This is a genomic window from Nocardioidaceae bacterium (genome assembly GCA_018672315.1).
Lineage (GTDB): Bacteria > Actinomycetota > Actinomycetes > Propionibacteriales > Nocardioidaceae > TYQ2.
The window spans coordinates 896,837-923,253 of sequence record CP076053.1 but is presented as its reverse complement, the minus strand read 5'-3'; the positions used below and the strand labels follow the sequence as shown (position 1 = coordinate 923,253).

Here is a 26,417-nt window from a genome sequence, read left to right as displayed (position 1 = left end):
GTCGGCAAGACTGCCCGCCACCACCCGGGTCGCCACGACGACGCCCGTCGTACGGTCTGACCCACTGCTGCGACCCAGCGACACCCACCCGCCACGACCTGGAGGACTCCTCATGGCCAGCAAGACCGTCACCGTCGGATCGGCCGTCGGCCTGCACGCCCGCCCTGCCGGCCTGATCGCCGACCGCGCGGCCGAGCTCGGCTCCGACCTGTTCATCGGCACCCCCGACGACGAGCCCGTCGACGCCAGCTCGGCGCTGATGATCATGACGCTCGGTGCGGCCCAGGGCGACCAGGTCGTCGTCTCCGGCGAGGAGAAGGCGCACGTCGAGGAGATCGCCGCGATGGTCGAGAAGGACCTCGACGCCTGATCGGAGGGAACCGCATGGGCTCGCTGCGTGCGCGTGCCGAGGAGCTGGCGCGGGACGAGGCCGAGCAGCAACGGCTGCGAGCCCGGCTGGGCCGCACCCGCCGTGAGCTGGAGGAGGCCGAGCGGACGATGGCGGCCGCTGTCGAGCGGTCCGAGGCGGAGGCCGACGACGTCGCGAAGCTCGAGTCGTGGAGCCCCACCCGGCTCCTGGCGACCATCCGCGGCTCGCGCGACACCGACCTGTCCCGCGAAGCCGCCGAGTCCGAGCGAGCCGCGTACGACCTGGCGCGTGCGCGGCACGACCGCGACCGGCTGGCGGACGAGGCGGTCGACCTGGAGCGGCGAGCCGACGCGCTCGGTGACGTGTCGACGCAGCGCGACGCCCTGCGCGGGGAGGTGCTGCAGCGGGCGGCGGCCGCCGACGGCGCGGCCGCGCAGGAGGCGGCGGACGTCGCCGCACGGGTGGGGTTCCTGCGCGACCGGCTGCAGGAGATCGCCGAGGCGCGCGAGGCGGCTCAGTCAGCCTCCATCAGCCTCGCCCGGGCTGAGGAGGTGCTCGGTTCGGCCGGCTCGTGGTCGACCTACGACACGTTCTTCGGTGGCGGGATGATCAGCGACGCGGTGAAGTACGACCGGCTCGACCGCGCACAGGCCCTGCTGCAGGCTGCGGACCGTGACCTCGCCGCGCTCTCACGCGAGCTCGCCGATGTCGGTGAGGGGCCGGTCGCCGATCTCCGGATCTCGGTCGGACTGTCCTTCTTCGACACGTTCTTCGACAACATCGTCAGCGACTGGACCGTCCGCAACCGCATCGCCGACGCCTCCGACCGCGTCACGCACATGCGCCACGAGGTGGACAGCGTCCTGCAGCGACTGCGCGGGGCGTACGCCGAGACGGAGGGCGACCTGCAGGAGGCGCGACGTCTCCGCGACGCCACAGCGGACGCACTGATCGACTGACGGGATCGAGCGCGGCGTGCGCTCGTGAGGTCAGGCCCCCAGCACGTCGCCGAAGGCGGCGACCAGGCGGTCGATGTCGTCCTCGTCGGCCACGATCGGCGGCGCCAGGCGCACCGTCTGCCCGTGCGCCTCCTTGCTGAGGATGCCCCGGGCCAGCAGCCCCTCGGTGACATCACGGCCGGTCATCACGTCGTCGGTGATGTCGGCGCCGGCCCACAGGCCGCGGACGCGCACGGCGTCGAGACCCTTGCCGACGTAGGCCGTCAGGCCCTTCTCCAACCGCTCGCCGAGCTCGGCCGCGCGGGCCTGGAACGCGCCCTCACCGAGCATCTGCACGACCTCGTGCCCGACGGCCGCTGCCAGCGGGTTGCCGCCGAAGGTCGACCCGTGGGTGCCGGGGGAGATCACACCGAGCACGGACTCGTCGGCGACGACGGCGGAGACGGGGTAGAGACCGCCGCCCAGCGCCTTGCCGAGCACGTACATGTCGGGCACGACGTCCTCGTGGTCGCAGGCGAAGGTGCGTCCCGTGCGCGCCAGACCCGACTGGATCTCGTCGGCGATCATCAGCGCACCGTGCTCGGAGCAGACCGCGCGCACGTCGCGGAGGAAGCCCTCCGGCGGGATCACCACGCCGCCCTCGCCCTGGATCGGCTCGAGCAGCACGGCGACGACGTCGTCGTCCATCGCCTCGCGCAGCGCCTCGACGTCGCCGTAGGGGACCATCGCGAAGCCCTGGGTGTACGGCGCGTACTCCTTGCGGGCGACCTCGTCGTTGCTGAAGCTGATGATCGTGGTGGTGCGACCGTGGAAGTTGCCGGCCATGACCACGATCTTCGCCGCGCCGTCGGTGATGCCCTTGGTGCGGTAGCCCCACTTGCGGGCGACCTTCACGGCGGTCTCGACGGCCTCGGCGCCGGTGTTCATCGGCAGCACCATGTCCTTGCCGGCGAGCGCGGCGAGGTCGCGGGTGAACGGGCCGAGCTGGTCGTTGAAGAAGGCGCGCGAGGTCAGCGTCAGCGTCGACAGCTGCTGCTGGGCCCGCGCGAGCAGTCGTGGGTGGGAGTGCCCGAAGTTCAGCGCCGAGTAGCCGGCGAGGCAGTCGAGGTAGCGGCGCCCCTCGACGTCGGTCACCCACGCCCCCTCGCCCGAGGCGAGCACGACGGGCAGGGGATGGTAGTTGTGGGCCGCGTGCTTCTCGGTGAGCGCGATGTGGCCCGCGCTGTCGAGGCTCCCGCCGAGGTCGGGACCGCCCGCCGGGTGCTCGACGGTGGTGCTGTCGGAGGTCGTGGCAGTCATGTCCCCACGGTGTCACAGGCCGCCGCGCAGGGCTAACCCGTCGGGCTCGCAGGCAGCCGAGGGCGGCCGTTAGGCTGGTCCGTGTGCCCGGGAGACGCGGCGGCGACGGCCGCCTGACCACCGCCCTCGACCCGACCGATCTCGGTCCTCAGGACGCCTGTGGCGTCTTCGGGGTGTGGGCGCCCGGCGAGGAGGTCGCGAAGCTCACCTACTACGGCCTGTACGCCCTGCAGCACCGCGGTCAGGAGTCCGCCGGCATCGCGGTGAGCAACGGCCGTCAGATCCTCGTCTACAAGGACATGGGCCTGGTCAGCCAGGTCTTCGACGAGCCGACGCTCGCCACCCTCCAGGGCAACCTCGCGATCGGACACAGCCGCTACTCCACCACCGGCGCCTCGACCTGGAACAACGCGCAGCCGACCTTCCGGCCCACCGCACACGGATCGCTGGCCCTGGGGCACAACGGCAACCTGATCAACACCTCCGAGCTGGCGGCGATGCTCGCCGAGCTGCCGAGCGACTCCGGTGAGATTGAGCTGAGGATGAAGGAGTTCTCGACCAACGACTCCTCGGTGCTGACCGGCCTGCTGGCGCACCACCCGCACGAGTCCCTCGAGGACCGGGCCGCCGAGCTGCTGCCGCTCGTCCGCGGCGCCTTCTCGCTGGTCTGGATGGACGAGCACACCCTCTACGCGGCCCGGGACCCCCAGGGCATCCGCCCGCTGGTGCTGGGTCGTCTCGAGCGCGGCTGGGTCGTCGCGAGCGAGACCGCGGCGCTCGACATCGTCGGTGCCTCCTACGTGCGGGAGGTCGAGCCCGGCGAGATGGTCGTCATCGACGCCGACGGCCTGCGTACGCGCACGTTCGCCGAGAAGGCGCCGAAGCACTGTCTCTTCGAGTTCGTCTACCTCGCCCGCCCCGACACCCGCATGAACGACCAGCGCGTGCACTCGGTGCGTGTGGAGATCGGGCGTCGCCTCGCGCGGGACTTCCCGGCCGAGGCCGACCTCGTCATCCCGGTGCCGGAGTCGGGCACGCCCGCGGCGATCGGGTACGCCGAGGAGTCCGGCATCCCGTACGGCACCGGCCTGGTGAAGAACTCCTACGTCGGTCGCACCTTCATCCAGCCCAGCGACACCATCCGACAGCTCGGCATCCGGTTGAAGCTCAACCCGTTGCGCGACGTCATCGAGGGCAAGCGCCTCGTGGTCGTCGACGACACCATCGTCCGCGGCAACACGCAGCGCTCCCTGATCCGCATGCTGCGCGAGGCCGGCGCGGCCGAGATCCACGTCCGCATCTCCGCGCCGCCGGTGAAGTGGCCCTGCTTCTACGGCATCGACTTCGCCACCCGGGCCGAGCTGATCGCCAACGGCCTGAACACCGAGGAGATCTGCCGCAGCATCGGCGCGGACTCCCTCGGCTACGTCTCCCTCGAGCAGCTCGTCGAGGCGACGAACACCCCGTACGACAACCTCTGCCGTGCCTGCTTCGACGGGGAGTACCCCGTGGCCCTGCCGGAGCCGGCTCTGCTCGGCAAGAGCCTGCTCGAGTCCGACGGCCGTGCCCACATCGACGTCGACGGTCTCGCGACCGTCACCCCGGGCGGCGGCAGCACCGCCTCCCTGCGGCACCCCTGAGCCCCCACCGACGCCCCCACCACCGACGGGAGTCCCCGTGAGTCAGAGCGACCCGCAGCGAGACGGCGCGACGTACGAGGCCGCCGGTGTCTCCATCGACGCCGGCGACAAGGCCGTGGAGCTGATGAAGGTCTGGGTCGAGAAGGCTCGACGGCCCGAGATGATCGGTGGCATCGGCGGCTTCGCGGGGCTCTTCGACGCCTCGGCGCTGAAGGCGTACGACCGACCGCTGCTCGCCTCCTCCGCCGACGGCGTCGGGACGAAGGTCGCGATCGCCCAGGCGATGGACACCCACCACACGATCGGCTTCGACCTGGTCGGGATGCTCGTGGACGACCTGGTGGTGTGCGGGGCGGAGCCGTTGTTCCTCACCGACTACATCGCGACCGGCCGCGTCGTGCCGGAGCGCATCGCCAGCATCGTCCAGGGCATCGCCGAGGCGTGCGTGGCGGCCGGCTGTGCGCTCGTGGGCGGCGAGACCGCGGAGCACCCAGGGCTCCTCGGGCCGGACGAATACGACGTCGCCGGCTCCACCACCGGCGTGGTGGAGGCCGAGCGCCTGCTCGGGCCGGGCCGCGTACGCCCAGGCGACGTGGTGCTCGCGATGGCCTCCTCGGGGCTGCACTCCAACGGCTACTCGCTGGTGCGCCACGTGCTGCTCGAGCGGGCCGGCTGGAGCCTGGACCGTGACGTGCCCGAGCTCGGCCGCACGCTGGGGGAGGAGCTCCTGGAGCCGACCCGGGTGTACGCGAAGGCATGCGTGGACCTGACGCGCTCGGTCGGCGTGCACGCCATGAGCCACGTGACCGGTGGAGGTCTGGCCGAGAACCTCGCGCGGGTGCTGCCCGAGGAGCTGCACGCGCACCTCGACCGTGCCAGCTGGACGCCCGCTCCCGTCTTCGACCTCGTGCGCCGCGTGGGCGACGTCGAGCTCGCCGACCTCGAGCGCACGCTGAACTGTGGAGTCGGCATGGTGGCGCTGCTCCCCGCCGACCAGGTCGATGCCGCCCAGGCGCTGCTGACCGGGCACGGGGTCGACACCTGGGTCCTCGGCGAGGTCCGCGACGCGGGCGAGGCCGAAGCTGGGGGCGTCACGATGCACGGCGCGTACGACGGCTGGTGAGAGGCGCTGGACGCGACCGGGTCAGGCGTGGGAGCGTCTGTGACGCGTGACGCCGTGTGCCCGGATACGGAAACCAGGGCACGGCAGGTAGAGTCCAGGCCACGGACGAAGGCACACGATCGAGGGGGTCGACCCTATGGGGCGCGGCCGAGCGAAGGCTAAGCAGACGAAGGTCGCTCGCAACCTGAAGTACCAGACCCACGACACCGACTTCGGTGCACTGGCGCGAGAGCTGCGCGGTGAGTCTGGCGAGCAGGTCGAGGAGCAGGAAGACACCGGCGCTGACCCGGACGGCGATGCCGATCCGTGGTCGGACTACGCCGAGCGCGACTGAACGCGCGCGCACGACGCCGGGCACCGCGGTGATTCTTTGCCGAGGTCCCCGGCGTCGACGTGTCTCGTGAGCAGTGAGACGGTCGTACCGCGTCGTTCTGGACCAGTCGTCCGGTTCGTCCCCGTCGCATCCGGGGCGCTCCGGGTGATCGTGATCAAGTCGGAACTGTCCGATTCATGGCGATACGTCGGGTGAGATTGCTAGATTTCACCGTGTGCGCCCCGAGCGTCTTGACGTAATCGGTGAACGTCGTCCCCGTCGAGGTGCCAGACTCGTGCACGCCGAGAGGTATCCGCCCAATGACCGAGATGTACTGCTCACCGCTAGGAGAATCCCATGAACTCGCGCCCCAGTGAGACCGAAGCGCTCCTGACCCCCGCTGAGGTTGCTGCGATGTTCCGCGTCGACCCCAAGACCGTCACCCGGTGGGCCAAGGCCGGCAAGTTGAGCTCGATCCGCACGCTCGGTGGCCACCGCCGCTACCGCGAGTCCGAGGTACGCAAGCTGCTCGAGGGCATGGGCGGCGTCGCGGGCTGATCCCGCTGCCCGCTCGGTGAGCGGACTCTCTCGCGCTTTCGACCTCTCGAGGGCGTCACCCTGCACGGGTGGCGCCCTCGTGGTGCGTCCGGAGCGGATCCGGACGGGGCCCGTGCCGGACTGGTAGACCAAGGGCATGAGCAGACCCCTCGTCGTCGTCACCGGTGCCGCCGCCGGCATCGGCCGTGCCACCGCCCTACGCTTCGCCCGCGAGGGGTACGACGTCGGCGCGTACGACCTCGACGAGTCCGGTCTCTCCACTCTCGGCGACGAGCTGTCCGATCTCGGGGCGGCCTGCACCACCGGCGTCCTCGACGTGCGTGACGCGGACGCCTTCTCCGCCGCGCTCGGGCAGGTGGTCGCGGAGCGCGGCCGCCTCGACGTCCTGGTGAACAACGCAGGCGTCGCCACCTTCGGGCGGTTCGCCGACGCAGACCCCGCGGACCTGCACCGGCAGGTCGACGTCAACTGCAAGGGGGTGCTGAACGGTGCGCACGCAGGCTTCGAGCACCTGCGCCGGACGGCGGCGGAGCACGGCACCGCGACGATGGTCAACATGGCCTCGGCGTCCGCGATCTACGGTCAGCCGGAGCTCGCCTGCTACTCGGCCACCAAGTTCTTCGTCCGCGGCCTCACCGAGGCGCTCGACCTCGAGTGGGGTCCTCACGACATCCGGGTGGTCGACGTGTGGCCGCTCTTCGTGGCGACGGCGATGACCGACGGGGCGGCGAGCGGCGCGATCGACCGGCTGGGGATCCGACTCGGGCCCGACGACGTCGCGGCGGGGGTGCTGGCGGCCGTCCGCCCGAGCCGGCTGCGTCGTGCGACCCGTGCCGTGCACCACCCGGTGGGACCCCAGACGAAGGTGCTGGCAGGGGTCTCGTCGGTCTCACCGGGGTGGGCCTCGCGGCTGGCCAACAAGCTCATCACCCGCAGCTGACCCCGGGCCCGGTCGTGCGCAACCAGGTCGCGGCATGCAATGAGGTTGCCAGGGGCAACATCCGTCCATGACGTCCGTCGCCCCCACCGCCGAGCCGCGGACGCGCTTCCCCCTGCAGCTGCCGGTCGCGGCCCTCGTGGCGCTGCCGGGCTCCTACCTCGGCCTGGCCGCCTATCTCGGCCTCCCCGCCCCCGACCTCCCGGCGCCGATGCTGGCGGTGGTGTACGGCGTCGCGATCGTCGGCGCCGCGTTCCTGCTCTCCTGGGCCGCGGAGGCCATCCAGGTCGACATCAACGCCGGGCTGGCGCTCGCGCTGCTGGCACTGCTGGCCGTGCTGCCGGAGTACGCCGTCGACTTCGTGTTCACGGTCAAGTGCGGTGGCACGGTGGGCGACGGTGGTGGCGGCGGCAGCGGGGTGCCGAACGTGTGCGGCCTCGCGCTCGCCAACATGACCGGCGCCAACCGGGTGCTCGTCGGTGTCGGCTGGCCGCTGGTGGTGCTGGTCGCGGCGATCGCCGTCGCGCGTGCGCGCCGAGGTGGGGCGGACGCATCGCACAGCCAGTCCGCCTCGACGCGGTCCGGTGAGGTCCGACTGCCGCGCACCATGTCGGCCGAGGTCGCGTTCCTCGGCCTGGCGACGGTCTACTCCCTGACCCTGCCGCTGAAGGAGTCGGTGACGCTCCTCGACTTCTGTGTCTTCGTCGGCATCTTCGTGGCGTACGCGTGGCGCCTGACCCGTATCCCCGCCGAGGAGCCGGACCTGATGGGCACCTCGCTCTACCTCGGGAGCCAGCAGCGCCGCCGACGCCGCCTCACGGTGGCCGGCATGTTCGCATTCGCGGCGCTCGTGATCCTGTGCAGCGCCGAGCACTTCGCCGAGTCGCTGGTGGAGACCGGCACGGACCTCGGGATCAACCAGTTCGTGCTCGTGCAGTGGGTCGCGCCCCTGGCCAGCGAGTCGCCCGAGCTCATCGTCGCCTGCCTGTACGCCGCGCGCCTGAAGGCCTCGAACTCCCTCGGCGCGCTGCTGTCCAGCAAGGTGAACCAGTGGACCCTGCTGGTGGGTGGGCTGCCGCTTGTCTTCGCGCTGTCGGCCGGCACGTTCGACGGCCTCCCGCTGGACACCGAGCAGCGGTTCGAGCTGCTCATCACCGCCTCGCAGTCGTTGTTCGCGGTCTCGCTGCTCATCGAGCGCCGGCTGGGATGGCGGGGAGCCGGAGTGCTGCTGGCGCTCTTCCTGACGCAGTTCACCGTCAGCATCGCGTTGCCCGACTGGAACCGCACGGTCATCATCGCGCTGTCGGTGGTCTACCTCGCGATGGCGATCGGACGCATGGTGTGGCGACGCGGTGACACCTGGCGCGTGGTCCGCGACGGCTTCACCGGCGACATGACGGTGCTCGCGGAGGACGACGACCACGAGGCCGCGGAGTCCGGGTTCGCCCGCTGAACACAGCACGCTGGACCCCAGGAGTCGGCGACCTCAGGCCTGCTCCGCCGAGCACCACCAGGTCGTCCGGCTGCCGACGGTGCCCTTCACCATCTCCGCTCCGCACCGTGGGCACGCCGCCCCGGCCTGGCGGTGGGGGATGATCTCGCCGTGGTGCACGCCGCCGGCGGCATGGGCGTCCCGGATGGCCTTGCGCATCGCTCGGCGGACGGCGTCGGCCTCGTCCTCGGTGAGGTCCTCGGCCGGACGGTGGGGGTCGAGCGCGCACTGCCACAGGATCTCGTCGGCGAGCAGGTTGCCGATCCCGGCGAGGGCGCCCTGGTCCATCAGCCGGGTCTTCACCGCGGTCGAGCTGGCTGCCAGCAGAGCGCGGAAGTCGTCCCGTCCGACGCGCTCGGCGTCGGGACCGAGCGCCTCGAGGTCGGGATCGAGCACCACGCGACCGAGTCGGCGCTTGTCGAAGAGCCGCAACCGGCCGCCGTCGACGAAGTCGAGCGAGAAGCGGTACCACTCCTCCTTGCGCGCCCGGTGGGCCTGGCCGTCGGAGCCGAGGTAGTCGCCCCCCTCGACACCGTCGGACCCGTCAGGGCCGCTGACGAGGATGCGGCCGCTCATCCCCAGGTGGATGCCGAGCGTCGCGCCCGGCGTGCCGTCGGGCTCGGCCGTGGCGAGGAAGATCTGCTTGCCGACCCGGTTCGCCGCCACCACGTGCAGCCCGACCAGGGCGTCCTTGATCTCGCCCGGGTCGTGGGGGCGGCACTCGTAGGTGTCGTGGTCGTCGACGTCGCTGATCTCGCGCTGCAGCGCGTGCTGCTCGACGACCGAACGGGCGGCTTCGACCTCGGGCAGCTCCGGCATGGGCACCTCGTGCCCCCGCCGCGGTGTCAGTAGTCGCCGTCGTCCTCGTGTCCGTCGTCCTCGATGGAGGACCGGCGTGGGCTGCCGTGGGCCCGGCGGTGCCGCACCAGATGCGTACGCCGGGCCAGGCGGATCGAGGGGCGCACGGCGAGCTGGACCGACCCGATGAGGAAGAGCCAGGTGCCCGCCGTGGCCGTCGCCTCGTCGAAGAAGAGCACGCTGCCGACGATGAACCACACCGCGATGAGGAGGTCGTTGAGGATGCTGGCGGTCTCGTAGCGACGTCGCAGCACCAGCTCACGGTCGCCACCGGGCAGGTCGATCTCGAGCGGGTTCACGCCTCTCCTCCCACGACGGGTTCTCCGACCTCGGGTTCACCGGAGTCAGGGCCGTGCCACTGTACGAGCAGCAGCGTCGCGTCGTCGTCGAGGCGCCCGCCGCAGTGCTCGAGCACCGACCGCGAGATGCGCCTCATGATCTCCTGGGCCGCGAGACCGCTGGACAGGTGCGCTGAGACGCGGTCGCAGAGACGTTCGACCCCGTACTGCTCGCCCTCGGCGTCGCGGGCCTCGGTGACGCCGTCGGTGAAGAGGAGCACGGCGTCGCCGGGCTGCAGCATCGCGTGGCCCATCTCGAGCTCGCGGGGCTCCTGCCCGTCAACCTCCTCGGCCGTCATCGCCAGGGCCAGGGGCCGCTGCCGCTCCCGGGCCAGCAGCGGTCCCGCGTAGCGGGTGTCACGGAACAGCAGCGGATCGAGGTGGCCGGCGTTGACCCAGCGGACCGTGCCGTCGTCGAGGTCGAGCTCGGCGAGCACGGCGGTGGTGAAGCCCTCCTGGACCAGCAACGTCTCCCGCAGCACCTGTTCCAGCGCCGTCGCGAGCTCGGGCAGGACCAGGCCCGCGCGGCGGCGGTTGCGGTAGGCGTTGACGGTGAGCGAGGACATCCGAGCGCTCCCGAGTCCGTGGCCCATGCCGTCGAAGATGCCCAGGCTGACCTGCCGCCCGTCGACGTTGTAGTCGACCGAGTCGCCGGCGACGTCGTACGCCGGCTCGAGCACGGCCGAGACGGTCACGCGGCGGTCCTCCCAGCTCAGCGGCGGCATCATCGACCACTGGATCTCCGCCGCGAGACCCATGGGCTCGGTGCGCCGGGCGCGCACCAGGGCGTCCGAGACGACCGCGGTCGAGGTGACGACGTGCACGAAGGCGTCGAAGAGGTCGTCGAGCCGGTCCAGCGTCTCGGCGCGCAGCGGCTCGGCCGACCGGACCCGGGCGACGCCGAGGCGCTCGGCGCCCCGGCGGAGCGGGAACCAGCTCTCGGTGGACCTGCAGTCCCCCGAGGCGTCTTCAGCAGGGTCCTCGACGCCGCTGACGACGACCGTGCCGTCCTGGTAGCACCGCCCTGCGAGGGTGCCCTCGAGCGACATCGGCGCGGAGGTGGACCCGCCGGACCGGGCGGGGAACGGTTGCAACGACTCCTGCTGCACGTCGACGAGCCACACCTCGGCGACGAGAGCGCCCTCGCGCGCGACGTGGTCGACGAGCACCTCGACGATCTCCTCGGGGGGCCGTTGCCGAGCCTCGGCGAAGAATCCCGACCGAGAGGTCGGACGCGGACCGTCAGCCGGATCCGCCCGGAGGCCCCTGCGTGGCTCAGCGACATCGACCATTGCCCGACCGTAGCGACGACAGGACCTCGCAGGTCGGTCGGGCGCGGCAGGGGCACCCGAGGGTGTGGGTCGGGAAGCGACACGAGGCACCGAATCGGCCAGGCTTGTCGTCAAATCACCCAGATGCGCGGCTTCTCCCTCCATCATGTGGCTCACACCCCTGGTCAAGACCGGTCCGAGGATCGGCGACGACGCCGCCCGCACGAGGAGTCCCCGTGAGTCGCAGTCCCCGCTCCGCCCGTTCCCGCCGCCTGCTGGCACCCCTTGCGGGCATCGCCCTGGCCGCGACCACCGCGACCACCGCGACCACCGCGACCGCCGTCGTCGGCTCGGCCGCGGTCCCGGCAGCCGGGGAGCAGACCCGCGCCGCCGACGCGACCATGGAGGAGTCTCCGGTCTCGCTCGTCCGGGTGCTCACGCCCCTGCGGTCGGATAAGGAGCGCCTCCAGGCCCTGGGGTTGGACCTCACCGAGCACGCCGGCCGCGACTACGTCGAGGTGGTGCTGCACACCGTGGCCGACCGGCTCGCGCTCGAGGCGGCGAAGTTCGACTACGAGGTCGAGATCCGCGACCTGGTGCGTCGCGCGGTCCAGGTCGCACGTATGGACAAGGCGTACGCGGCTGCCACGCGCCGCAGCGCGCTGCCCTCGGGGCGCACGTCCTACCGCACGCTCGCCGACTACAACCGCGAGATGAGGCAGCTCGCCCAGAAGAACCCGCGCCTGGTCTCGCTCATCGAGCTGCCGCACGAGTCCGTCGAGGGACGCACCGTCTACGGCGTCGAGATCGCCCGCAACGTCAAGCGGGTCGACGACGGGCGGCCCACGTTCCTGCTGATGGGCGTGCACCACGCCCGCGAGTGGCCCTCCGGTGAGCTGGCGATGGAGTTCGCCCGCGACCTGGTGAAGAACGTCGGCTCGAACAAGCGCATCACACGGTTGGCGAGCCGCGCGCGGACTGTCGTCGTCCCGGTCGTCAACGTCGACGGTTTCCGCCTCTCGCGCACCGACGGTGAGTTCGTGGACCTGCGCGACGCCAACGACATCGACCCGCTGGACGGGAGCACGTCGGTGCTCGCGACGCCGGGACAGGCGTACAAGCGCAAGAACTGCAGCGTGGCAGGGGTGACGAGCCTCCCGGCCGGCTCGTGCCGGGCCACGGTGACGAGTCCCGGCGGGTTCGGCGTCGGCACGGACCTGAACCGCAACTACTCCGGCTTCTGGGGCGGACCAGGAGCGGCGGGGGACACCCCCGACACCGGCGACAGCCTCGGTGGGCCGCTGAACCCGACCTATCGAGGGCCTGCGCCGTTCAGTGAGCCGGAGACGCAGAACATCCGTGACCTCGTCGCCTCGCGGCAGGTGACGATGCTCATCTCGAACCACACCTTCTCCAACCTCGTGCTGCGGCCGAACGGCGTCGCGCCGACCACGATCGGTCCTGACGGCGACCCCGTCGGTGACGCCCCGGACGAGCGGGCGCTTCGGCAGCTCGGTCGGAGGATGACCGAGGCGAACGGCTACCAGAACATCCACGGGTGGGAGCTCTACGACACCACGGGCACCACCGAGGACTGGTCCTACAACGCCACCGGAGGCTTCGGCTACACCTTCGAGATCGGCGAGGACGAGTTCCACCCACCGTTCGCGGAGGTCGTCACCGAGTACGCCGGGGACGGCGCCCTGGAGGGCAACCGCGAGGCGTACCTGCTGGCGCTCGAGCACGCGGGCGACACCGACGCATCCGCCGTGCTGCGCGGCACCCTGCCGAGGAAAGCGGTGCTGCGGCTCCGCAAGACCTTCAACACCCCGACGTGGGAGTCCTCGGTGAAGGAGTCCATCTCCTCGACGCTGCGCAGCCGCGGCGGCGCGTTCCGATGGGTGGTCAACCCGTCGACGCGGCCCGTGGTGAAGGGGCGCACGGTCGAGAGGCTGGCGCGGACCCCGTTCAAGTCCGTCACCGACAACGGCACGGTGCCGGCGCCGTCGGCCCACACCGACACCGCGCTGACGGTGTCCCGCCGCACGGACCTGCTGCGGGTGGGGCTGTCCTGGCCGCTGCCCGACGATCTGGACCTCGAGGTCTACCGCCGTGACGGCGCCGACCTGACGCTCGTGGGCTCCTCGGCCAACGCCCCCGGGGAGAAGGAGAGCGCGGAGGTCGTCGACGCCAGGGCGGGGGAGTACGTGCTCCGGGTCGTCAACTACACCGCGGTGCCGGGACAGCGCTACGCCCTGACCAGCGACCTCTTCGACGCACGGACACGGACGACACGTGACCGTCGGGAGCGCTACACGCTCACCTGCGGCGTCAAGGGCGAGGTGTTCACCCGGACGAAGGTGTACGTCGACCGCGGTGACGACAAGCGCCTGTCGCTGGCGTCGTGCGCGCGTCAGGTGCGCGCCGGCCGAGGCTGACCGGGGTTCGCCGGGCTCCGGCGCGGCGCACCTCCTCAGGACGCGAGAACGTACGTCGATCTCGTTGCCCCGGCACCGGTGTTCGCGGTAGAACGAGGAGCTGACCTGCCACGTCGTGCCGGGCGGCCCGACCAGAAGGTGCCGCCGTGCGACCCATCGTGCCCGTCCTCGTCCTGCCCGTGCTCGCATTGCTCGCGGGGTGCTCCGCCTCGTCGGTCACCCAGGCCGACCTCGAGCAGCAGGTCAGCAGCCAGCTCGCGCGGCAGGTGGGGCAGGAGCCCGACTCCGTCGACTGCCCCGGCGACCTCGCGGCAGAGGTGGGCGCCGAGACCACCTGCGTGCTGGGCGCCGGCGGCGAGACGATCGACGTCATGGTGCAGGTCACCTCGGTCGAGGGCGACACCGTGCGCTTCGCCATCGAGGTCGCGCAGCAGGTGAACTGACGACTGGGGAGGAACCGGACACTGCCGGACATGACGAGGGCCGCAGTGGATCACCACTGCGGCCCTCGTGCTCGTGGGCAGGGGCGGGGTCGAACCGCCGACCTTCCACTTTTCAGGCGGACGCTCGTACCAACTGAGCTACCTGCCCGAGCGAGGGGAACGATACCGCACGCGGTCGGGGCGCATCGGCGAGGGCTCCGGTCTCGCACCCGGACCACCGCCGGAACCGGGCAGCAACGAGACAGCGCCCCGGACCGTGTGGTCCGAGGCGCTGCGATGGCGACCCCGACGGGACTCGAACCCGCGGCCTCCGCCGTGACAGGGCGGCGCGCTAACCAACTGCGCTACGGGGCCTCGTACGTCCGGCACACAGCTCTCGCCGTGTCGCGCGGACGGATGGAACTCTAACCCACGGCCCGCCAGGGCCGCGAATCGCACCCCCAACGGGATTCGAACCCGTGCTACCGCCGTGAAAGGGCGGGGTCCTGGGCCGCTAGACGATGGGGGCCGGGACGTGCCCAGCATAAGCGAACGGGCCCGGCGAGGGGCGCCTGGGAGGATGCGGGAGTGATGACCGAACGCGACGGACCGCCCACCGTCGGGGTCGAGATGTCGCGCGAGCGGTTCGAGCAGCTCGTGGCCGACGCGCTCGACACGCTGCCTGCCGAGCTCGCCGCGATGATCGACAACGTCGCCGTGCTCGTCGAGGACGAGCCGCCGGCCGACGACCCGGACCTGCTGGGCCTGTACGTCGGCAACGCGCTGACCGACCGCGGCGACACGTACACCTTCCAGCCGCCCGACGTCGTGCTCGTCTACCGCGGACCGACGTTGCGCTACTGCGAGGACGAGGAGCACGTCGCCGAGGAGATCCGGGTGACCGTGGTGCACGAGCTGGCGCACCACCTCGGCATCGACGACGACCGGCTCCACGAGCTCGGCTGGGCCTAGGACGTCAGGACGTCACGGGCGTCAGGGCACCCGTCGCGAGGAGACCCACCGTGGCGAGCGACAGGCCGCCGAGGAGCGTCGCCGCCAGGTACGCCACCGCGAGCGCCGGCCGCCCCCGCAGCAGCTCCACCGTCTCCACGGCGAGCGTGCTCCAGGTGGTGAACGCGCCGCAGACGCCCGTCCCGAGCACGGCGTACGCGGAGCCGGTCGTCACCAGCAGGCCGGTGAGCAGCCCCAGGGCGAGACTCCCGAGCAGGTTCACCGCCAACGTCCCGGCCGGGAGGTCGCGCGGCGCACGGGACGAGACGAACCGGTCGCACAGGTAGCGGCCGGCCGCCCCGACGGCCCCGCCGAGCATCACCAGCAGCGCTGTCACGACGGCCCCCGCCGACCCAGCAGCCTGCCGGCGGCCAGTCCCACGCCCGCCGCCGCGACGGCGCCGACGACGGTGAGGGCGACGTACGCCCCGGCCGTGGCCGTGTGGTCGGGCAGACGCAGGGACGTGTCGACCGCGAAGGTGCTGAAGGTCGTGAACCCGCCGAGCACGCCGGTCCCCACGGTCGGCTTCAGCCACCGCGGGCCGGGTCGGACCGTCAGCCGGCCGACGAGCAGACCCAGGAGGAGCGACCCGGCCACGTTGACCGCAGCCGTCGACCACGGCACGGCCGTCAGGGGCAGGGCCTCGGAGGCGGCCTGACGGAGCAGGGCGCCGAGTGCGCCCCCGGCGGCCACGAGCGCGGCTGTCGACGCCACCGGTGAGGCGGGGTCCTGCTGCGCCGGGTCCTCGGGTGCGCGGTCAGGCACGGGCGTCGACGGCCTCGTCCCAGGCACAGGGGGCCCGTCCGGCCACCTGGGAGACCACCTGGTCGACGAACCAGATCACCGCGGCCCGTTGGCGCTCGGTCAGGGCGAGGGTGAGGAGCCGCTCGCGCCGGCAGAACTCGTCGGCCTCCAGGAACAGGGCCACGGTGCGGGCGAACACGGCGGCGTCCGCGGGGGCGACCTCGTAGTCGAGGTCCGCGTGGTCACGACCGACGAGGACCGCCTGCTCGACCTGCTCGACCCCCAAGGCCCGCAACCGGTGCAGCTCGGGGTGGGCGGCCTGCTCGAAGAGGTGACGGGGCAGCGTCGCGGCGGCCCGACCGTACTGCAGGCCGATCAGGCGGATCTCGCGCTGCAGGTCGTCGTAGTGGCTGCGGACGGCGGCGATCAGCCGGACGGGCGCGTTCACCAGGCGTACGTGCCGCATCACCTGTGGCCCCGTCGCCGGAGACAGGTCGTCGAGCGACCGGCGTGCCCGCGGCAGCGGCAGGGTCTCGTCCTCGATCGTCTCGAAGACCTGGATCTCGTTCGGTGCGTCCGTCCGTGGCTCGGCCGAGGGCTCGAACCAGACCGTCTTGCACCCGGTCGTGCGATGGATGCCCCACGCGGCGCTGTAGGTGATCACCAGCCGGATTCCACGACCCCCCATCGAGAGCAGGTCGAGCTCCTCGCGGAGCAGGGCGTCGACCTCCTCCGGGGCGAAGGTCAGGGCGCCACCTGCAGGCAGAGCGCCGGTGGGACGCACGGCCTCGGTGAGGGGGAGCGGCGCCTCGGGCAGCCGGGGCAGACGCATCGACGCGTCGCTGATCTCCACGCGCGGATGGGCGCGTGTGCCGCGGACGCGGGCGGTGACCGGCGCGACCCCGTGCAGGAGGGCGTTGGTGACGAGCTCGGAGACCACGAGCTGGGCGCTGCCGACGAGGTCCTCACGACCGAGGGAGTGCAGCGTCGCGGCCACCATGCGCCGCGCCTGCCCCACGCTGGCGGGGACCGCCTCGAGGTGGAGCTCGTCGTGCCCAGGGTGCACGGTGGTCCTCCCGATCCGCCTCGCACTCATCGAAGGGTCCCAGTCCGACCCGAGGCATGGACATGCACTCGTCGAGGAGTAAACCACAGCGAATCGGCCGAGATGCGGCGAATGCGCCTTACTTGGGGCGCTGTTCGAGACCCAGCAGGGCGTTCTCCACGAGCTCGGGGAGGGCGGGGTGGATCCAGTACTGGCCGCGGGCCACCTCCTGCGTCGTCTGACCCAGGCTCATCATCTGGATCAGGGGCTGGATCAGGGCCGAGGCCTGGGGGCCGATCAGGTGCGCACCGAGCAGCAGGCCGGTGTCGGGGTCCGCGAGCAGCTTGGCGAAGCCGGTCGTGTCCTCCATCGCCCACCCGTAGGCGATGTCGGCGTAGTCCTGCACCTTCTTCTCGTACGCGCGCCCCTGCTCCACCAGCTCCCGTTCGGTGGCGCCGACCGACGCGATCTGGGGGTGGGTGAAGACGGCGTGGGGGACGGGGAGGTCGGGCAGCGCGCGCATGTCCTCGGGGGAAGCGAGGTTGTCGCCGACCAGACGCGCCTCGAGGTTCGCGACGTGCTTGAGCTGCCAGGGCGTACGGCAGTCGCCGAGCGCGAAGACACCCTCGGCGGCGCGGAGGAACTCGTCGGTCACGATCAGTCCGTCGTCGTCGACCTCGACCCCGGTGAGGTCCAGGCCCATGTCGTCGGTGTTCGGGTCGCGCCCGGTCGCCACCAGGATCGTGTCCGCCTCGAGCGTCTCCCCGTTGCTCAGGTGCAGCACGTGGTCGGCGCCGTCGCGCCCTGGCTCGACCCGGTCGACGGTGACGCCGAGGCGCACGTCCCACGCGCGGCACGCGATGTCGGTGATGCGCGCCGAGACGTCGTCGTCCTCCGCCATCAGCAAGCGGGGTCCCCGCTGCACCTGCACCACCTCGGTGCCCAGGGCGTGGAAGACGTGCGCGAACTCGCACGAGACGAACCCGCCGCCGATGATCACGATCCGTTCGGGCTGGGCGTCGAGCCGCATCACGGTGTCGGAGGTCTCGTAGCCGGCCTCCTCCAGCCCCTCGATCGGCGGGACGGAGACCCTGGAGCCGGTGGCGACCACGATGCGGTCGGCGGTGATCTCGCCCTCGGGGCTGCCGGTCACGTCCTGACCGTCGGTGTCGGTCACCGTCAGCCGTCGGTCACCGACGAACCGACCGTGACCCCGGAGCACCTCGACGTTCTCGAGGCTGTCGCGGTACTGCAGGCCCGAGTGCGAGATCGCGTCGATGCGACCGAACACACGGTCGCGGATGTCGACCCACCGTGCGCCCCGCATCGCGGTGTCGACACCCAGGCGCGGGCCGTCGCCCGCGTAGGCCGCGATGTCGGCCGGCCAGACGTACATCTTCGTCGGGATGCACCCGACGTTCAGGCAGGTTCCGCCGAACGTGGAGCGCTCGACGATGGCCGTCCTCAGGTTGTCGAACCGGCTGTCGAGCAGCATGTTGCCCGAACCCGAGCCGATCACGAGCAGGTCGTAGTGCGTCACGGCGACCATCCTGCCCGCCGGGCCCGCACTCACCCCCGGGTCATGCCGTGTGCCGCGGGACGGTGACCGACGACATCTGATCCGGGCGTACGCGGGCGCGGGAGGATGGGTACAACGCGGGTGCGGCCTGAGCCGCGGCACCACACGAGCGAGGACCCCGACGGGTCGAGGAGTGAGCATGGCCGAGCAGCAGCCCGAGCAGCAGCACAGCACCGTGGCGACCGCCCGCGAGCACGACAAGCACCGCGTGGTGGTGATCGGCTCGGGGTTCGGTGGGCTCTTCGGCACGAAGGCGCTCAAGCGGTCCGACGTCGAGGTGACGATGATCGCCAAGACCAGCCACCACCTCTTCCAGCCGCTCCTCTACCAGGTCGCGACCGGCATCCTGAGCGAGGGCGAGATCGCGCCCCCGACCCGGGAGATCCTGGCCAAGCAGAAGAACGCCCGGGTCCTCCTCGGCAACGTCGTCGACATCGACGTCGAGGAGCGCACCGTCACCCACCAGGTGCTGGGCCGCGAGACGGTGACGCCGTACGACTCCCTGATCGTCGCGGCCGGTGCCGGCCAGTCCTACTTCGGCAACGACGAGTTCGCGCAGTTCGCGCCCGGCATGAAGTCCGTCGACGACGCCCTGGAGCTGCGGGGTCGCATCTTCGGCGCCTTCGAGCTCGCCGAGCTCTCCGACGACGAGGAGGAGATCCAGCGACTGCTGACCTTCACGATCGTCGGCGCCGGCCCGACCGGCGTGGAGATGGCGGGCCAGATCGCGGAGCTGGCGCACAAGACGCTGCCGAAGGACTTCCGGCACATCAACACCCGTCACGCCCGGGTCATCCTCGTCGATGCGGCCGACCAGGTGCTGCCTCCCTTCGGTGAGAAGCTCGGCGCCTGGTCGCAGAAGTCGTTGGAGAACCTCGGAGTCGAGGTGCAGCTCGGGGCGATGGTCGTCGACGTCGACGAGCAGGGCCTGGTCGTGCAGGACAAGGACGGCACCAAGCGCCGCATCGAGTCGGTCACCAAGGTGTGGGCCGCGGGCGTGCAGGCTGCTCCGATCACGAAGGTGCTGGCCGACAAGACGGGTGCGACGCTCGACCGCGCCGGCCGCATCGGCGTCAACCCGGACCTGACCCTGCCCGGTCACCCGGAGATCTTCTGCGTCGGCGACATGATCGACCTCGACAACCTGCCGGGCGTGGCCCAGGTGGCGATCCAGGGCGCGAAGTACAGCGCGAAGGAGATCGACCGCCGCCTGAAGGACAAGAGCCCGCAGAAGCCTTTCTCCTACTTCGACAAGGGCTCCATGGCCACGATCTCGCGGTTCAGTGCCATCGCCCTGGTCGGCAAGATCAGGATCACCGGCTTCATCGCCTGGTTGATGTGGCTCGCGGTGCACCTGATCTACCTGACGGGCTTCAAGAACCAGCTCTCCGCACTGGGCCACTGGGCGATCACCTTCGTGCTCAACGACAGGTCGGAGCGCACCGCCACCGAGCAGCAGATCTTCGCCAGGCAGGCGCTCGGCATGCTCGAGCGCGGCACCACCGACCTCGTCAGCGAGCCGGGCGAGTACGCCGAGCAGCGCGCGCGCCTGGAGGCCCAGGCGCGGGAGGAGATCCGTCTGACCGACAACCACGAGCGCGGGGTCCGCGAGGAGTCGTTGGTCGAGACCGCCTGACCGTACGCGTCGTGAGGCGGGCGCGAGGGTGAAGTTTCACCGATTCGGGCCCTCCGGCCCGTTCGCGCCGCCCACACTGCGGGCGTGCCCCGCTACCGTCCTCGCCCTCGCCGGGCGACGTACGTCCCGAGCCGGCTGGGGCGTCACTACCTGACCCGGCTCGGCACCGGCCTGGGCGCCCAGGCGTACGCCGACCTCCGTGCAGCGGGCAGCCCCGCCGCGTGGCTCGAGCGGCAGCTGCAGCCCGAGAGCGTGCCCGAGTCCCCGCGGGTCGCCGAGGTCGAGTCCTGGTTCGCCGACCAGGCCTGGAGCGCGGCGGCGAAACGGGACAGCAACGACAGCCGGCGCAAGGCCGCCTGGGAGTTCGCGCGGGACTTCGGCAACCTGCAGCTGCTGCGCAGGACGTACACGCGGCGCGTCGTCGCCGAGACGATGACCGACTTCTGGGCCAACCACCTGCACGTGGGAGCGGCTGCCGACCTGGCCTGGATGCACCGCTACGACTACCAGTCGGTGCTGCGTACGCACGCCCTCGGCCGCTTCGAGGACCTGCTCGTCGCGGCCTCGACCCACCCGGCCATGACGCTGTTCCTGGACAACTGGCGCTCGGCGCGGGGCGCGGTCAACGAGAACCAGGGCCGCGAGCTCCTGGAGCTGCACACCGTCGGGCTGGTCGCCGGCTACTCCGAGCAGATGGTCAAGGACTCCGCCGTCATCCTCTCGGGGTGGGACGTCGCCCACGACGGCGGCTGGGAGGGGCGCTACACGCCCTCGAAGCACACCACCGTACCGGTGAGCGTGCTCGGCTTCACCCACCCCAACGCCGACGCCGACGGTCGCGCGGTCTGCGACGCCTACCTGCGCCACCTGGCCCGCCACCCGGCGACGGCCCGGACCATCGCCACCAAGCTCGTGCTCCGCTTCGTCGACGACGACCCCCACCCCGAGCTCGTCCGGGACCTCGCTGCGACCTACCTCGCCGAGGACACCCGGATCGCCCCCGTCCTGCGGCGGCTGGTCGCCTCCGCGGAGTTCCGGCGCTCGGTCGGCGCGAAGGTGCGGACGCCGCACGAGGACCTCGTCGCGACGTTGCGGGTGCTGGAGCCGCGGCTGAGCGCCCCCGGGGGCGAGGAGAGCTTCGCGATCACGATGGCCTGGACCCACGGCAGCGTCGCCGCCTACCAGTGGCCGCGCCCCGACGGGCCGCCGGAGCGCAACGACCCGTGGTGCTCCCCGACGCGCATGGTCAACAGCTTCGGCTTCCACTGGGCGATGACGGCGGGGTGGTGGCCCCGTGAGGGGGTCGCCTACCGCACGCCCGAGGAGTTCCTGCCCGGCCTGCCGCTGCGCTTCGACCAGCTGGTGGACCACCTGTGCCGCACCCTCCTCGGACGACGCTCCACCCGCCGGCTCCTCGCAATGGCCTGCCAGGCCACCGACACCCCGCCCCGCGAGATGATCACCCCCGGTCACCAGGTGCTCAGCCAGGGGTGGATCTGGGTGAAGCTCGTCGGCGCCCTCCTCGACTCACCGGAGCACATGACGCGATGACCTCCTCCACTCCTCCGCTCGGGCCCGGCGACGACTGCTGCGACGAGCTGGCTGCCGTCGAGGGCCTCTCGCGGCGACGCTTCCTGCAGGCAGCGGCGGCGACGGGCATCGCCACCACCGCGGTCTTCGGCGACACCGTGCGTCAGACGGCGTACGGCGCCTCCAGCGGCGGCAACGTGCTGATCGTGCTCAGCCTCCGCGGCGGCATCGACGGCCTCGGCATGGTCGTGCCGCACGGCGACCCCGCGTACGCCGCGGCGAGGCCGACGATCGCCGTGCCGACCCGCAGCCTCCTGGCGAAGGACGCGATGTTCGGCCTGCACCCCTCGCTCGCGCCGCTGCAGCCGATGTGGGACACCGGCCGTCTGGCCGCGGTGCACGCCGTCGGTCTGGAGATGCCCAACCGGTCGCACTTCGCGGCGATGGAGGCGGTCGAGGACGCGGACCCCACCTCCCGGGAGCGCCGCGGGTGGGTGAACCGCATGGTCGGACTCGACCCGACCGTGCAGCCGTGGCAGGCGATGCACCTCAACGCCTCGATCGTGCCGACGATGATGAGCGGTCCGGTCCCGACCGTGGCGTGCAGCAACCTGGACGGCTTCGAGATCTCCGGGCTGGACGAGGACTCCTCGATGCCCACGCAGCGACGGCGCAGCCTCGCGCGCGCCTGGGCTCGCGACAAGGGCCCGCTGGGGCGCGCAGCCCGCACGGCGGTCCGCGCCAGCACGCGGCTGGCGGCGGTCGGGGACGCGGCGTACGCGCCGGCCGCGGCGTATCCGACCAGCTGGCCCGGCAAACCGCTCGGCGACGCGCTGCGCGACACCGCGAAGCTCGTGAAGGCCGACATCGGCGTCGAGGTGGTCTCGCTGGACTACGGCTCCTTCGACCACCACGCCAACTACGGCACCACCGAGTGGGGTCCCATGCAGGACAAGCTCGGTGGGATGGCGCTGGCCGTCGACGCCTTCTTCCGTGACCTCGGCCCGACAGCGGACCGCGTCACGCTCGTGACCATCAGCGAGTTCGGGCGACGGGTGGCCGAGAACGGCTCCCGCGGTCTCGACCACGGTTGGGGCAACGCGATGCTCGTGATGGGTGGTGGCGTGCGCGGCGGGCGCTACCTCGGCGAGTGGCCCGGCCTGGGACAGGGGTCCCTGATCGACGGGGACCTGCAGGTCACCACGGACTACCGGCAGGTGCTCGGGGAGGTGCTCACCCGGCGCTTCCCGGACCGCTCGGTGGCGCGGGTCTTCCCCGGGCTCTCGTACGCCCCCCTCGGCCTCATGGCCTGACGCGCCGAGAGGTCACTTCTCGCGGACCGCGAGAAGTGACCTCTCAGGGGCGCGGGATCAGATCAGGCCGAGACCCTTGACGGCGTCGCGCTCCTCGGCGAGCTCGCCGGTGCTGGCGTCGATGCGCTCGCGGGAGAAGTCGGAGATCGCGAGACCCTCGACGATCTCCCAGTCGCCGTTGCGGGTGGTCACGGGGAACGAGGAGATGAGGCCCTCGGGCACGCCGTAGGAGCCGTCGGACACGACCGCCATCGAGACCCAGTCACCCTCGGGGGAGCCGTGCAGCCAGTCGCGGGCGGCGTCGATCGTCGCCGAGGCGGCCGACGCAGCAGAGGACGAGCCCCGGGCCTCGATGATCGCGGCGCCGCGCTTCGCGACGGTGGGGATGAAGTCGTCGGCGATCCACGCCTCGTCGTCGATGACCTCGGCGGCCGGCCGGCCGCCGATCTCGGCGTTGTAGACGTCGGGGTACTGCGTCGCGGAGTGGTTGCCCCAGATCGTCATCTTCGTGATGTCGCTGACGGCCGCGCCGGTCTTGGTCGCCACCTGCGACAGGGCGCGGTTGTGGTCGAGACGGGTGAGCGCGGAGAAGCGCGACTGCGGGATGTCGGGAGCGTTGGTCATCGCGATCAGCGCGTTGGTGTTGGCGGGGTTGCCGGTCACGCCGACGCGGATGTCGTCGGCGGCGACCTCGTTCAGCGCCTTGCCCTGGTCGGTGAAGATCGCGCCGTTCTGCTCCAGCAGGTCCGCCCGCTCCATGCCCTTGCCACGCGGCTTCGCGCCCACGAGCAGCGCCAGGTTCGCGCCGTCGAAGACCTTGCGCGGGTCGTCGCCGATCTCGACGCCGGCGAGGGTGCCGAAGGCGCAGTCGTCGAGCTCCATGACCACACCCTCGAGCGCCTTGAGGGCCGGGGTGATCTCGAGCAGCTGCAGCTGGACGGGGGTGTCCTTGCCGAGCAGCTCACCCGCAGCGATGCGGAACAGCAGGCTGTAGCCGATCTGGCCGGCGGCACCGGTCACGGCGATCTTGACGGGAGAGGTCACGGGGTCTCCTGGAGCTTCGATGTCTGGACGGGGTCTGGACTGTGTCGGGAGTGCGATGGCTGATCGGCTCGACGCTAGCAGCGCCGACCGGGGCCGTACCGGTGGAGTAGAAGGGAGGCGCCGGGATACCGTCGTGAGCGTGAGCGACAACGCCAGCCCAGGCCAGGAGGCCGACGCCTCCACCATCATCTACACCGAGACCGACGAGGCGCCGATGCTGGCGACCTACTCGTTCCTGCCGGTGATCTCCGCGTACGCCTCCACGGCCGGCGTCGACGTCGAGACCCGCGACATCTCCCTCGCCGGCCGCGTGATCGCGCAGTTCCCCGAGCGGATGAGCGACGAGCAGCGCATCGACGACGAGCTCGAGAAGCTCGGCGAGCTCGCGAAGACGCCCGCGGCCAACATCGTGAAGCTGCCGAACATCTCCGCGTCGCTGCCGCAGCTCAAGCGCTGCATCGCCGAGCTGCAGGAGCAGGGCTACGACCTCCCCGACTACCCCGAGGAGCCGAAGACCGACGAGGAGCGCGAGACCAAGGCGAAGTTCGACGTCGCCAAGGGCTCCGCGGTCAACCCGGTGCTGCGCGAGGGCAACTCCGACCGCCGTGCCCCCGAGTCGGTCAAGGGCTACGCCCGCAAGAACCCGCACCGGATGGGTGAGTGGAGCAAGGACTCCGCGACCGACGTCGCCACCATGGAGGCCGACGACTTCGCCCACACCGAGCAGTCGCACGTGTGCGAGGCGGCTGGCACCGTACGCATCGAGCTCCACCCCGCCGCCGGCGAGCCACAGGTGCTCAAGGAGGTGCAGGTCGAGGCCGGCGAGGTCGTCGACGCCGCCGTGATGCGCGCCGCTGCGCTCGACGACTTCCTCGCCGAGGCGATCGCGGAGGCCAAGCGCCGCGACGTGCTCTTCTCGCTCCACCTCAAGGCCACGATGATGAAGGTCAGCGACCCGATCATCTTCGGCCACGCCGTCCGCGCCTTCTTCCCCGCGCTCTTCTCCGAGCACGGCACCACGCTCGAGCAGCTCGGCTACTCCGCCAACGACGGCCTCGCCACGCTGGAGAAGGAGCTGGACGCCCAGGACCCCGAGGGTCGGCAGGCCATCGAGCAGGCCATCGAGCAGGGCAAGGAGCAGGGACCCCGGCTCTCGATGGTCGACGACCGCAAGGGCATCACCAACCTGCACGTGCCGAGCGACGTCATCATCGACGCCTCGATGCCGGCGATGATCCGCAACGGCGGGCAGCTGTGGGGCCCGACCGGCGACACGGACGACACCCTCGCGGTGATCCCGGAGAGCTCGTACGCGGGTCTCTACCAGGTCGTCATCGACGACTGCCGCGAGAACGGCGCGTACGACCCGGCCACCATGGGCTCGGTACCGAACGTCGGTCTGATGGCGAAGAAGGCCGAGGAGTACGGCTCCCACGACAAGACCTTCGAGATCTCCGAGGCCGGCGCCGTCAAGGTCCTCGGCACCGACGGTGAGACCGTGATCCTCGAGCACGAGGTCGCCCCCGGCGACATCTGGCGCATGTGCCAGACCAAGGACGAGCCGATCCGCGACTGGGTGAAGCTCGCCGTCAGCAGGGCCCGTGCCACCGGCGACCCGGCGATCTTCTGGCTCGACCGGGAGCGTGCGCACGACGCCAACCTCATCGCGAAGGTCGAGACCTACCTGGCCGAGCACGACACCGAGGGCCTCGACATCACGATCGACGACTACGTCGGGGCCACCCGCACCTCGGTCTCCCGCATCCGCGAGGGCAAGAACACGATCTCGGTGACCGGCAACGTGCTGCGCGACTACCTCACCGACCTGTTCCCGATCCTCGAGCTGGGCACGAGCGCCAAGATGCTCTCGGTGGTGCCCCTGATGCGCGGCGGCGGGCTCTTCGAGACCGGCGCGGGCGGATCGGCGCCCAAGCACGTGCAGCAGCTGGTCGACGAGAACCACCTGCGGTGGGACAGCCTGGGCGAGTTCCTCGCGCTGAGCGAGAGCTTCGGTCATCTCGCGGAGAAGACCGACAACGCCCGCGCCCGCATCCTCGGCGAGACCCTCGACCGCGCCACGGGCACCTTCCTCGACGAGGACCGCTCGCCCAAGCGTGGTGTCGGCGAGCTCGACAACCGCGGGAGCCACTTCTACCTCGCCCTGTACTGGGCCCGTGAGCTCGCCGGCCAGGACGAGGACGCAGACCTGGCCGAGGCCTTCCGCGAGGTCGCGGACACCCTCGGTGAGCACGAGCAGAAGATCGTGGAGGAGCTCAACGCGGTGCAGGGCCAGTCGGTCGACATCGGTGGCTACTTCCGCCCGGACCCCGAGAAGGTGTCCGCGGTGATGCGCCCGTCGGAGACCTTCAACAAGGCACTGGCAGACCTCGAGCAGCGCTGAGGCAGGCGTCCGGCCGCGCCGGACGGCCAGCACCGGCCCCACGTCCACATGGTGGACGTGGGGCCGGTGCTTTTGTCGTCCTTGTGAGGAGCGTCC

At 71.4% G+C, this 26,417-nt stretch carries 24 protein-coding genes and 3 tRNA genes; 15 read left to right on the top strand and 12 right to left on the bottom strand.

Annotated elements, in window-relative coordinates; translation table 11 throughout:
- Positions 1 to 112: 112 nt before the first annotated feature.
- Together KLP28_04345 and KLP28_04340 are read left to right on the top strand one after the other, a co-directional pair.
- Positions 113 to 370, top strand: coding sequence for an HPr family phosphocarrier protein (locus KLP28_04345; GenBank protein QWC85969.1), 258 nt, complete (start codon positions 113 to 115; stop codon positions 368 to 370).
- A gap of 14 nt (positions 371 to 384) precedes the next feature.
- The gene (locus KLP28_04340) at positions 385 to 1,329 is read left to right on the top strand and encodes a hypothetical protein (protein ID QWC85968.1); all 945 of its coding nucleotides are present in this window, start codon (positions 385 to 387) and stop codon (positions 1,327 to 1,329) included.
- A 30-nt stretch (positions 1,330 to 1,359) separates the two neighbouring features.
- Here the strand turns inward: KLP28_04340 and rocD are convergent, their stop codons facing one another.
- A complete protein-coding gene (rocD, locus tag KLP28_04335; GenBank protein ID QWC85967.1) occupies positions 1,360 to 2,628 on the bottom strand; it encodes an ornithine--oxo-acid transaminase in 1,269 nt (422 codons plus the stop codon).
- Between the two features lie 83 nt (positions 2,629 to 2,711).
- Between rocD and KLP28_04330 the strand changes: the two genes are divergently transcribed.
- The 6 genes from KLP28_04330 to KLP28_04305 all read left to right on the top strand — a co-directional run bounded on the left by KLP28_04330 (position 2,712) and on the right by KLP28_04305 (position 8,652).
- A complete protein-coding gene (locus KLP28_04330; protein ID QWC85966.1) occupies positions 2,712 to 4,268 on the top strand; it encodes an amidophosphoribosyltransferase in 1,557 nt (518 codons plus the stop codon).
- 37 nt (positions 4,269 to 4,305) lie between these two features.
- Complete coding sequence (gene purM, locus KLP28_04325) at positions 4,306 to 5,391, top strand: phosphoribosylformylglycinamidine cyclo-ligase (GenBank protein ID QWC85965.1); 1,086 nt, start codon at positions 4,306 to 4,308, stop codon at positions 5,389 to 5,391.
- Positions 5,392 to 5,527: 136 nt separating this feature from the next.
- Positions 5,528 to 5,725 (top strand): DUF3073 domain-containing protein, encoded by a 198-nt coding sequence (locus tag KLP28_04320; protein QWC85964.1) that lies wholly within the window; start codon positions 5,528 to 5,530, stop codon positions 5,723 to 5,725.
- A 336-nt stretch (positions 5,726 to 6,061) separates the two neighbouring features.
- Positions 6,062 to 6,262 carry a BldC family transcriptional regulator gene (locus tag KLP28_04315; GenBank protein ID QWC85963.1) on the top strand — a complete coding sequence of 67 codons (201 nt, stop codon included), beginning with the start codon at positions 6,062 to 6,064 and terminating at the stop codon, positions 6,260 to 6,262.
- A gap of 136 nt (positions 6,263 to 6,398) precedes the next feature.
- Entirely contained in the window at positions 6,399 to 7,202 is an 804-nt protein-coding gene (locus KLP28_04310) for an SDR family oxidoreductase (GenBank protein QWC85962.1), read from the top strand.
- 67 nt (positions 7,203 to 7,269) lie between these two features.
- Positions 7,270 to 8,652 (top strand): sodium:proton exchanger, encoded by a 1,383-nt coding sequence (locus tag KLP28_04305; protein QWC85961.1) that lies wholly within the window; start codon positions 7,270 to 7,272, stop codon positions 8,650 to 8,652.
- Between the two features lie 33 nt (positions 8,653 to 8,685).
- On the opposite strand, the gene KLP28_04300 is transcribed toward KLP28_04305, so the two are convergent.
- From KLP28_04300 to KLP28_04290, 3 genes are read right to left on the bottom strand one after another with little or no spacing between them, the layout of a single operon-like run.
- Positions 8,686 to 9,510 carry a hypothetical protein gene (locus tag KLP28_04300; GenBank protein ID QWC85960.1) on the bottom strand — a complete coding sequence of 275 codons (825 nt, stop codon included), beginning with the start codon at positions 9,508 to 9,510 and terminating at the stop codon, positions 8,686 to 8,688.
- A 26-nt stretch (positions 9,511 to 9,536) separates the two neighbouring features.
- Positions 9,537 to 9,848 (bottom strand): YrhK family protein, encoded by a 312-nt coding sequence (locus tag KLP28_04295; GenBank protein ID QWC85959.1) that lies wholly within the window; start codon positions 9,846 to 9,848, stop codon positions 9,537 to 9,539.
- The gene (locus KLP28_04290) at positions 9,845 to 11,179 is read right to left on the bottom strand and encodes a serine/threonine-protein phosphatase (GenBank protein ID QWC85958.1); all 1,335 of its coding nucleotides are present in this window, start codon (positions 11,177 to 11,179) and stop codon (positions 9,845 to 9,847) included. The genes KLP28_04295 and KLP28_04290 overlap by 4 nt, the downstream gene beginning before the upstream one ends.
- 215 nt (positions 11,180 to 11,394) lie before the next feature.
- Here KLP28_04290 and KLP28_04285 point away from each other — a divergent pair, with 215 nt between their 5' ends.
- Entirely contained in the window at positions 11,395 to 13,596 is a 2,202-nt protein-coding gene (locus KLP28_04285) for a hypothetical protein (GenBank protein QWC85957.1), read from the top strand.
- Between the two features lie 146 nt (positions 13,597 to 13,742).
- Positions 13,743 to 14,039, top strand: a complete 297-nt coding sequence (locus KLP28_04280; GenBank protein ID QWC85956.1) for a DUF4333 domain-containing protein — start codon at positions 13,743 to 13,745, stop codon at positions 14,037 to 14,039.
- Positions 14,040 to 14,113: 74 nt separating this feature from the next.
- Here the strand turns inward: KLP28_04280 and KLP28_04275 are convergent.
- The 3 genes from KLP28_04275 to KLP28_04265 form a co-directional block, all read right to left on the bottom strand.
- A tRNA-Phe gene (locus tag KLP28_04275) sits at positions 14,114 to 14,187 on the bottom strand.
- Positions 14,188 to 14,316: 129 nt separating this feature from the next.
- Positions 14,317 to 14,393: transfer RNA gene (locus KLP28_04270), tRNA-Asp, on the bottom strand.
- 81 nt (positions 14,394 to 14,474) lie between these two features.
- Positions 14,475 to 14,547 (bottom strand) — tRNA-Glu (locus tag KLP28_04265).
- Positions 14,548 to 14,609: 62 nt separating this feature from the next.
- Between KLP28_04265 and KLP28_04260 the strand changes: the two genes are divergently transcribed.
- Positions 14,610 to 14,990: a metallopeptidase family protein gene (locus tag KLP28_04260; protein ID QWC85955.1), complete on the top strand. Its 381-nt coding sequence runs from the start codon at positions 14,610 to 14,612 to the stop codon at positions 14,988 to 14,990.
- Between the two features lie 4 nt (positions 14,991 to 14,994).
- On the opposite strand, the gene KLP28_04255 is transcribed toward KLP28_04260, so the two are convergent.
- The 4 genes from KLP28_04255 to KLP28_04240 all read right to left on the bottom strand — a co-directional run bounded on the left by KLP28_04255 (position 14,995) and on the right by KLP28_04240 (position 18,358).
- The gene (locus KLP28_04255; protein QWC85954.1) at positions 14,995 to 15,366 is read right to left on the bottom strand and encodes a CrcB family protein; all 372 of its coding nucleotides are present in this window, start codon (positions 15,364 to 15,366) and stop codon (positions 14,995 to 14,997) included.
- Positions 15,363 to 15,794: a CrcB family protein gene (locus KLP28_04250; GenBank protein QWC85953.1), complete on the bottom strand. Its 432-nt coding sequence runs from the start codon at positions 15,792 to 15,794 to the stop codon at positions 15,363 to 15,365. Before KLP28_04250 ends, KLP28_04255 begins: the two co-directional genes overlap by 4 nt.
- Positions 15,787 to 16,839: an ATP-binding protein gene (locus KLP28_04245; protein QWC85952.1), complete on the bottom strand. Its 1,053-nt coding sequence runs from the start codon at positions 16,837 to 16,839 to the stop codon at positions 15,787 to 15,789. The genes KLP28_04250 and KLP28_04245 overlap by 8 nt, the downstream gene beginning before the upstream one ends.
- Before the next feature lie 118 nt (positions 16,840 to 16,957).
- On the bottom strand, positions 16,958 to 18,358 hold the full coding sequence (locus KLP28_04240; GenBank protein QWC85951.1) for a mycothione reductase: 1,401 nt from the start codon (positions 18,356 to 18,358) through the stop codon (positions 16,958 to 16,960).
- Between the two features lie 178 nt (positions 18,359 to 18,536).
- On the opposite strand from KLP28_04240, the gene KLP28_04235 reads away from it, so the two are divergent.
- The 3 genes from KLP28_04235 to KLP28_04225 all read left to right on the top strand — a co-directional run bounded on the left by KLP28_04235 (position 18,537) and on the right by KLP28_04225 (position 22,876).
- Positions 18,537 to 20,033 (top strand): NAD(P)/FAD-dependent oxidoreductase, encoded by a 1,497-nt coding sequence (locus KLP28_04235; GenBank protein QWC85950.1) that lies wholly within the window; start codon positions 18,537 to 18,539, stop codon positions 20,031 to 20,033.
- 84 nt (positions 20,034 to 20,117) lie between these two features.
- Positions 20,118 to 21,584 carry a DUF1800 domain-containing protein gene (locus KLP28_04230; protein ID QWC85949.1) on the top strand — a complete coding sequence of 489 codons (1,467 nt, stop codon included), beginning with the start codon at positions 20,118 to 20,120 and terminating at the stop codon, positions 21,582 to 21,584.
- The gene (locus KLP28_04225) at positions 21,581 to 22,876 is read left to right on the top strand and encodes a DUF1501 domain-containing protein (GenBank protein ID QWC85948.1); all 1,296 of its coding nucleotides are present in this window, start codon (positions 21,581 to 21,583) and stop codon (positions 22,874 to 22,876) included. The genes KLP28_04230 and KLP28_04225 overlap by 4 nt, the downstream gene beginning before the upstream one ends.
- A gap of 57 nt (positions 22,877 to 22,933) precedes the next feature.
- On the opposite strand, the gene KLP28_04220 is transcribed toward KLP28_04225, so the two are convergent.
- Positions 22,934 to 23,920, bottom strand: a complete 987-nt coding sequence (locus KLP28_04220; GenBank protein ID QWC85947.1) for a malate dehydrogenase — start codon at positions 23,918 to 23,920, stop codon at positions 22,934 to 22,936.
- 55 nt (positions 23,921 to 23,975) lie between these two features.
- Between KLP28_04220 and KLP28_04215 the strand changes: the two genes are divergently transcribed.
- Positions 23,976 to 26,321 carry an NADP-dependent isocitrate dehydrogenase gene (locus KLP28_04215; GenBank protein QWC85946.1) on the top strand — a complete coding sequence of 782 codons (2,346 nt, stop codon included), beginning with the start codon at positions 23,976 to 23,978 and terminating at the stop codon, positions 26,319 to 26,321.
- Positions 26,322 to 26,417: the final 96 nt, after the last annotated feature.

Bases quoted from the DNA above. Each gene is read 5' to 3' on its own strand.
- KLP28_04345 (QWC85969.1), top strand. From the start codon at position 113: ATGGCCAGCAAGACCGTCACCGTCGGATCGGCCGTCGGCCTGCACGCC.
- KLP28_04260 (QWC85955.1), top strand. From the start codon at position 14,610: ATGACCGAACGCGACGGACCGCCCACCGTCGGGGTCGAGATGTCGCGC.
- KLP28_04300 (QWC85960.1), bottom strand. From the start codon at position 9,510: ATGCCGGAGCTGCCCGAGGTCGAAGCCGCCCGTTCGGTCGTCGAGCAG.
- KLP28_04310 (QWC85962.1), top strand. From the start codon at position 6,399: ATGAGCAGACCCCTCGTCGTCGTCACCGGTGCCGCCGCCGGCATCGGC.
- KLP28_04315 (QWC85963.1), top strand. From the start codon at position 6,062: ATGAACTCGCGCCCCAGTGAGACCGAAGCGCTCCTGACCCCCGCTGAG.
- KLP28_04215 (QWC85946.1), top strand. From the start codon at position 23,976: ATGGCTGATCGGCTCGACGCTAGCAGCGCCGACCGGGGCCGTACCGGT.
- KLP28_04320 (QWC85964.1), top strand. From the start codon at position 5,528: ATGGGGCGCGGCCGAGCGAAGGCTAAGCAGACGAAGGTCGCTCGCAAC.
- KLP28_04305 (QWC85961.1), top strand. From the start codon at position 7,270: ATGACGTCCGTCGCCCCCACCGCCGAGCCGCGGACGCGCTTCCCCCTG.
- KLP28_04340 (QWC85968.1), top strand. From the start codon at position 385: ATGGGCTCGCTGCGTGCGCGTGCCGAGGAGCTGGCGCGGGACGAGGCC.
- KLP28_04290 (QWC85958.1), bottom strand. From the start codon at position 11,179: ATGGTCGATGTCGCTGAGCCACGCAGGGGCCTCCGGGCGGATCCGGCT.
- KLP28_04235 (QWC85950.1), top strand. From the start codon at position 18,537: ATGGCCGAGCAGCAGCCCGAGCAGCAGCACAGCACCGTGGCGACCGCC.
- KLP28_04225 (QWC85948.1), top strand. From the start codon at position 21,581: ATGACCTCCTCCACTCCTCCGCTCGGGCCCGGCGACGACTGCTGCGAC.
- rocD (QWC85967.1), bottom strand. From the start codon at position 2,628: ATGACTGCCACGACCTCCGACAGCACCACCGTCGAGCACCCGGCGGGC.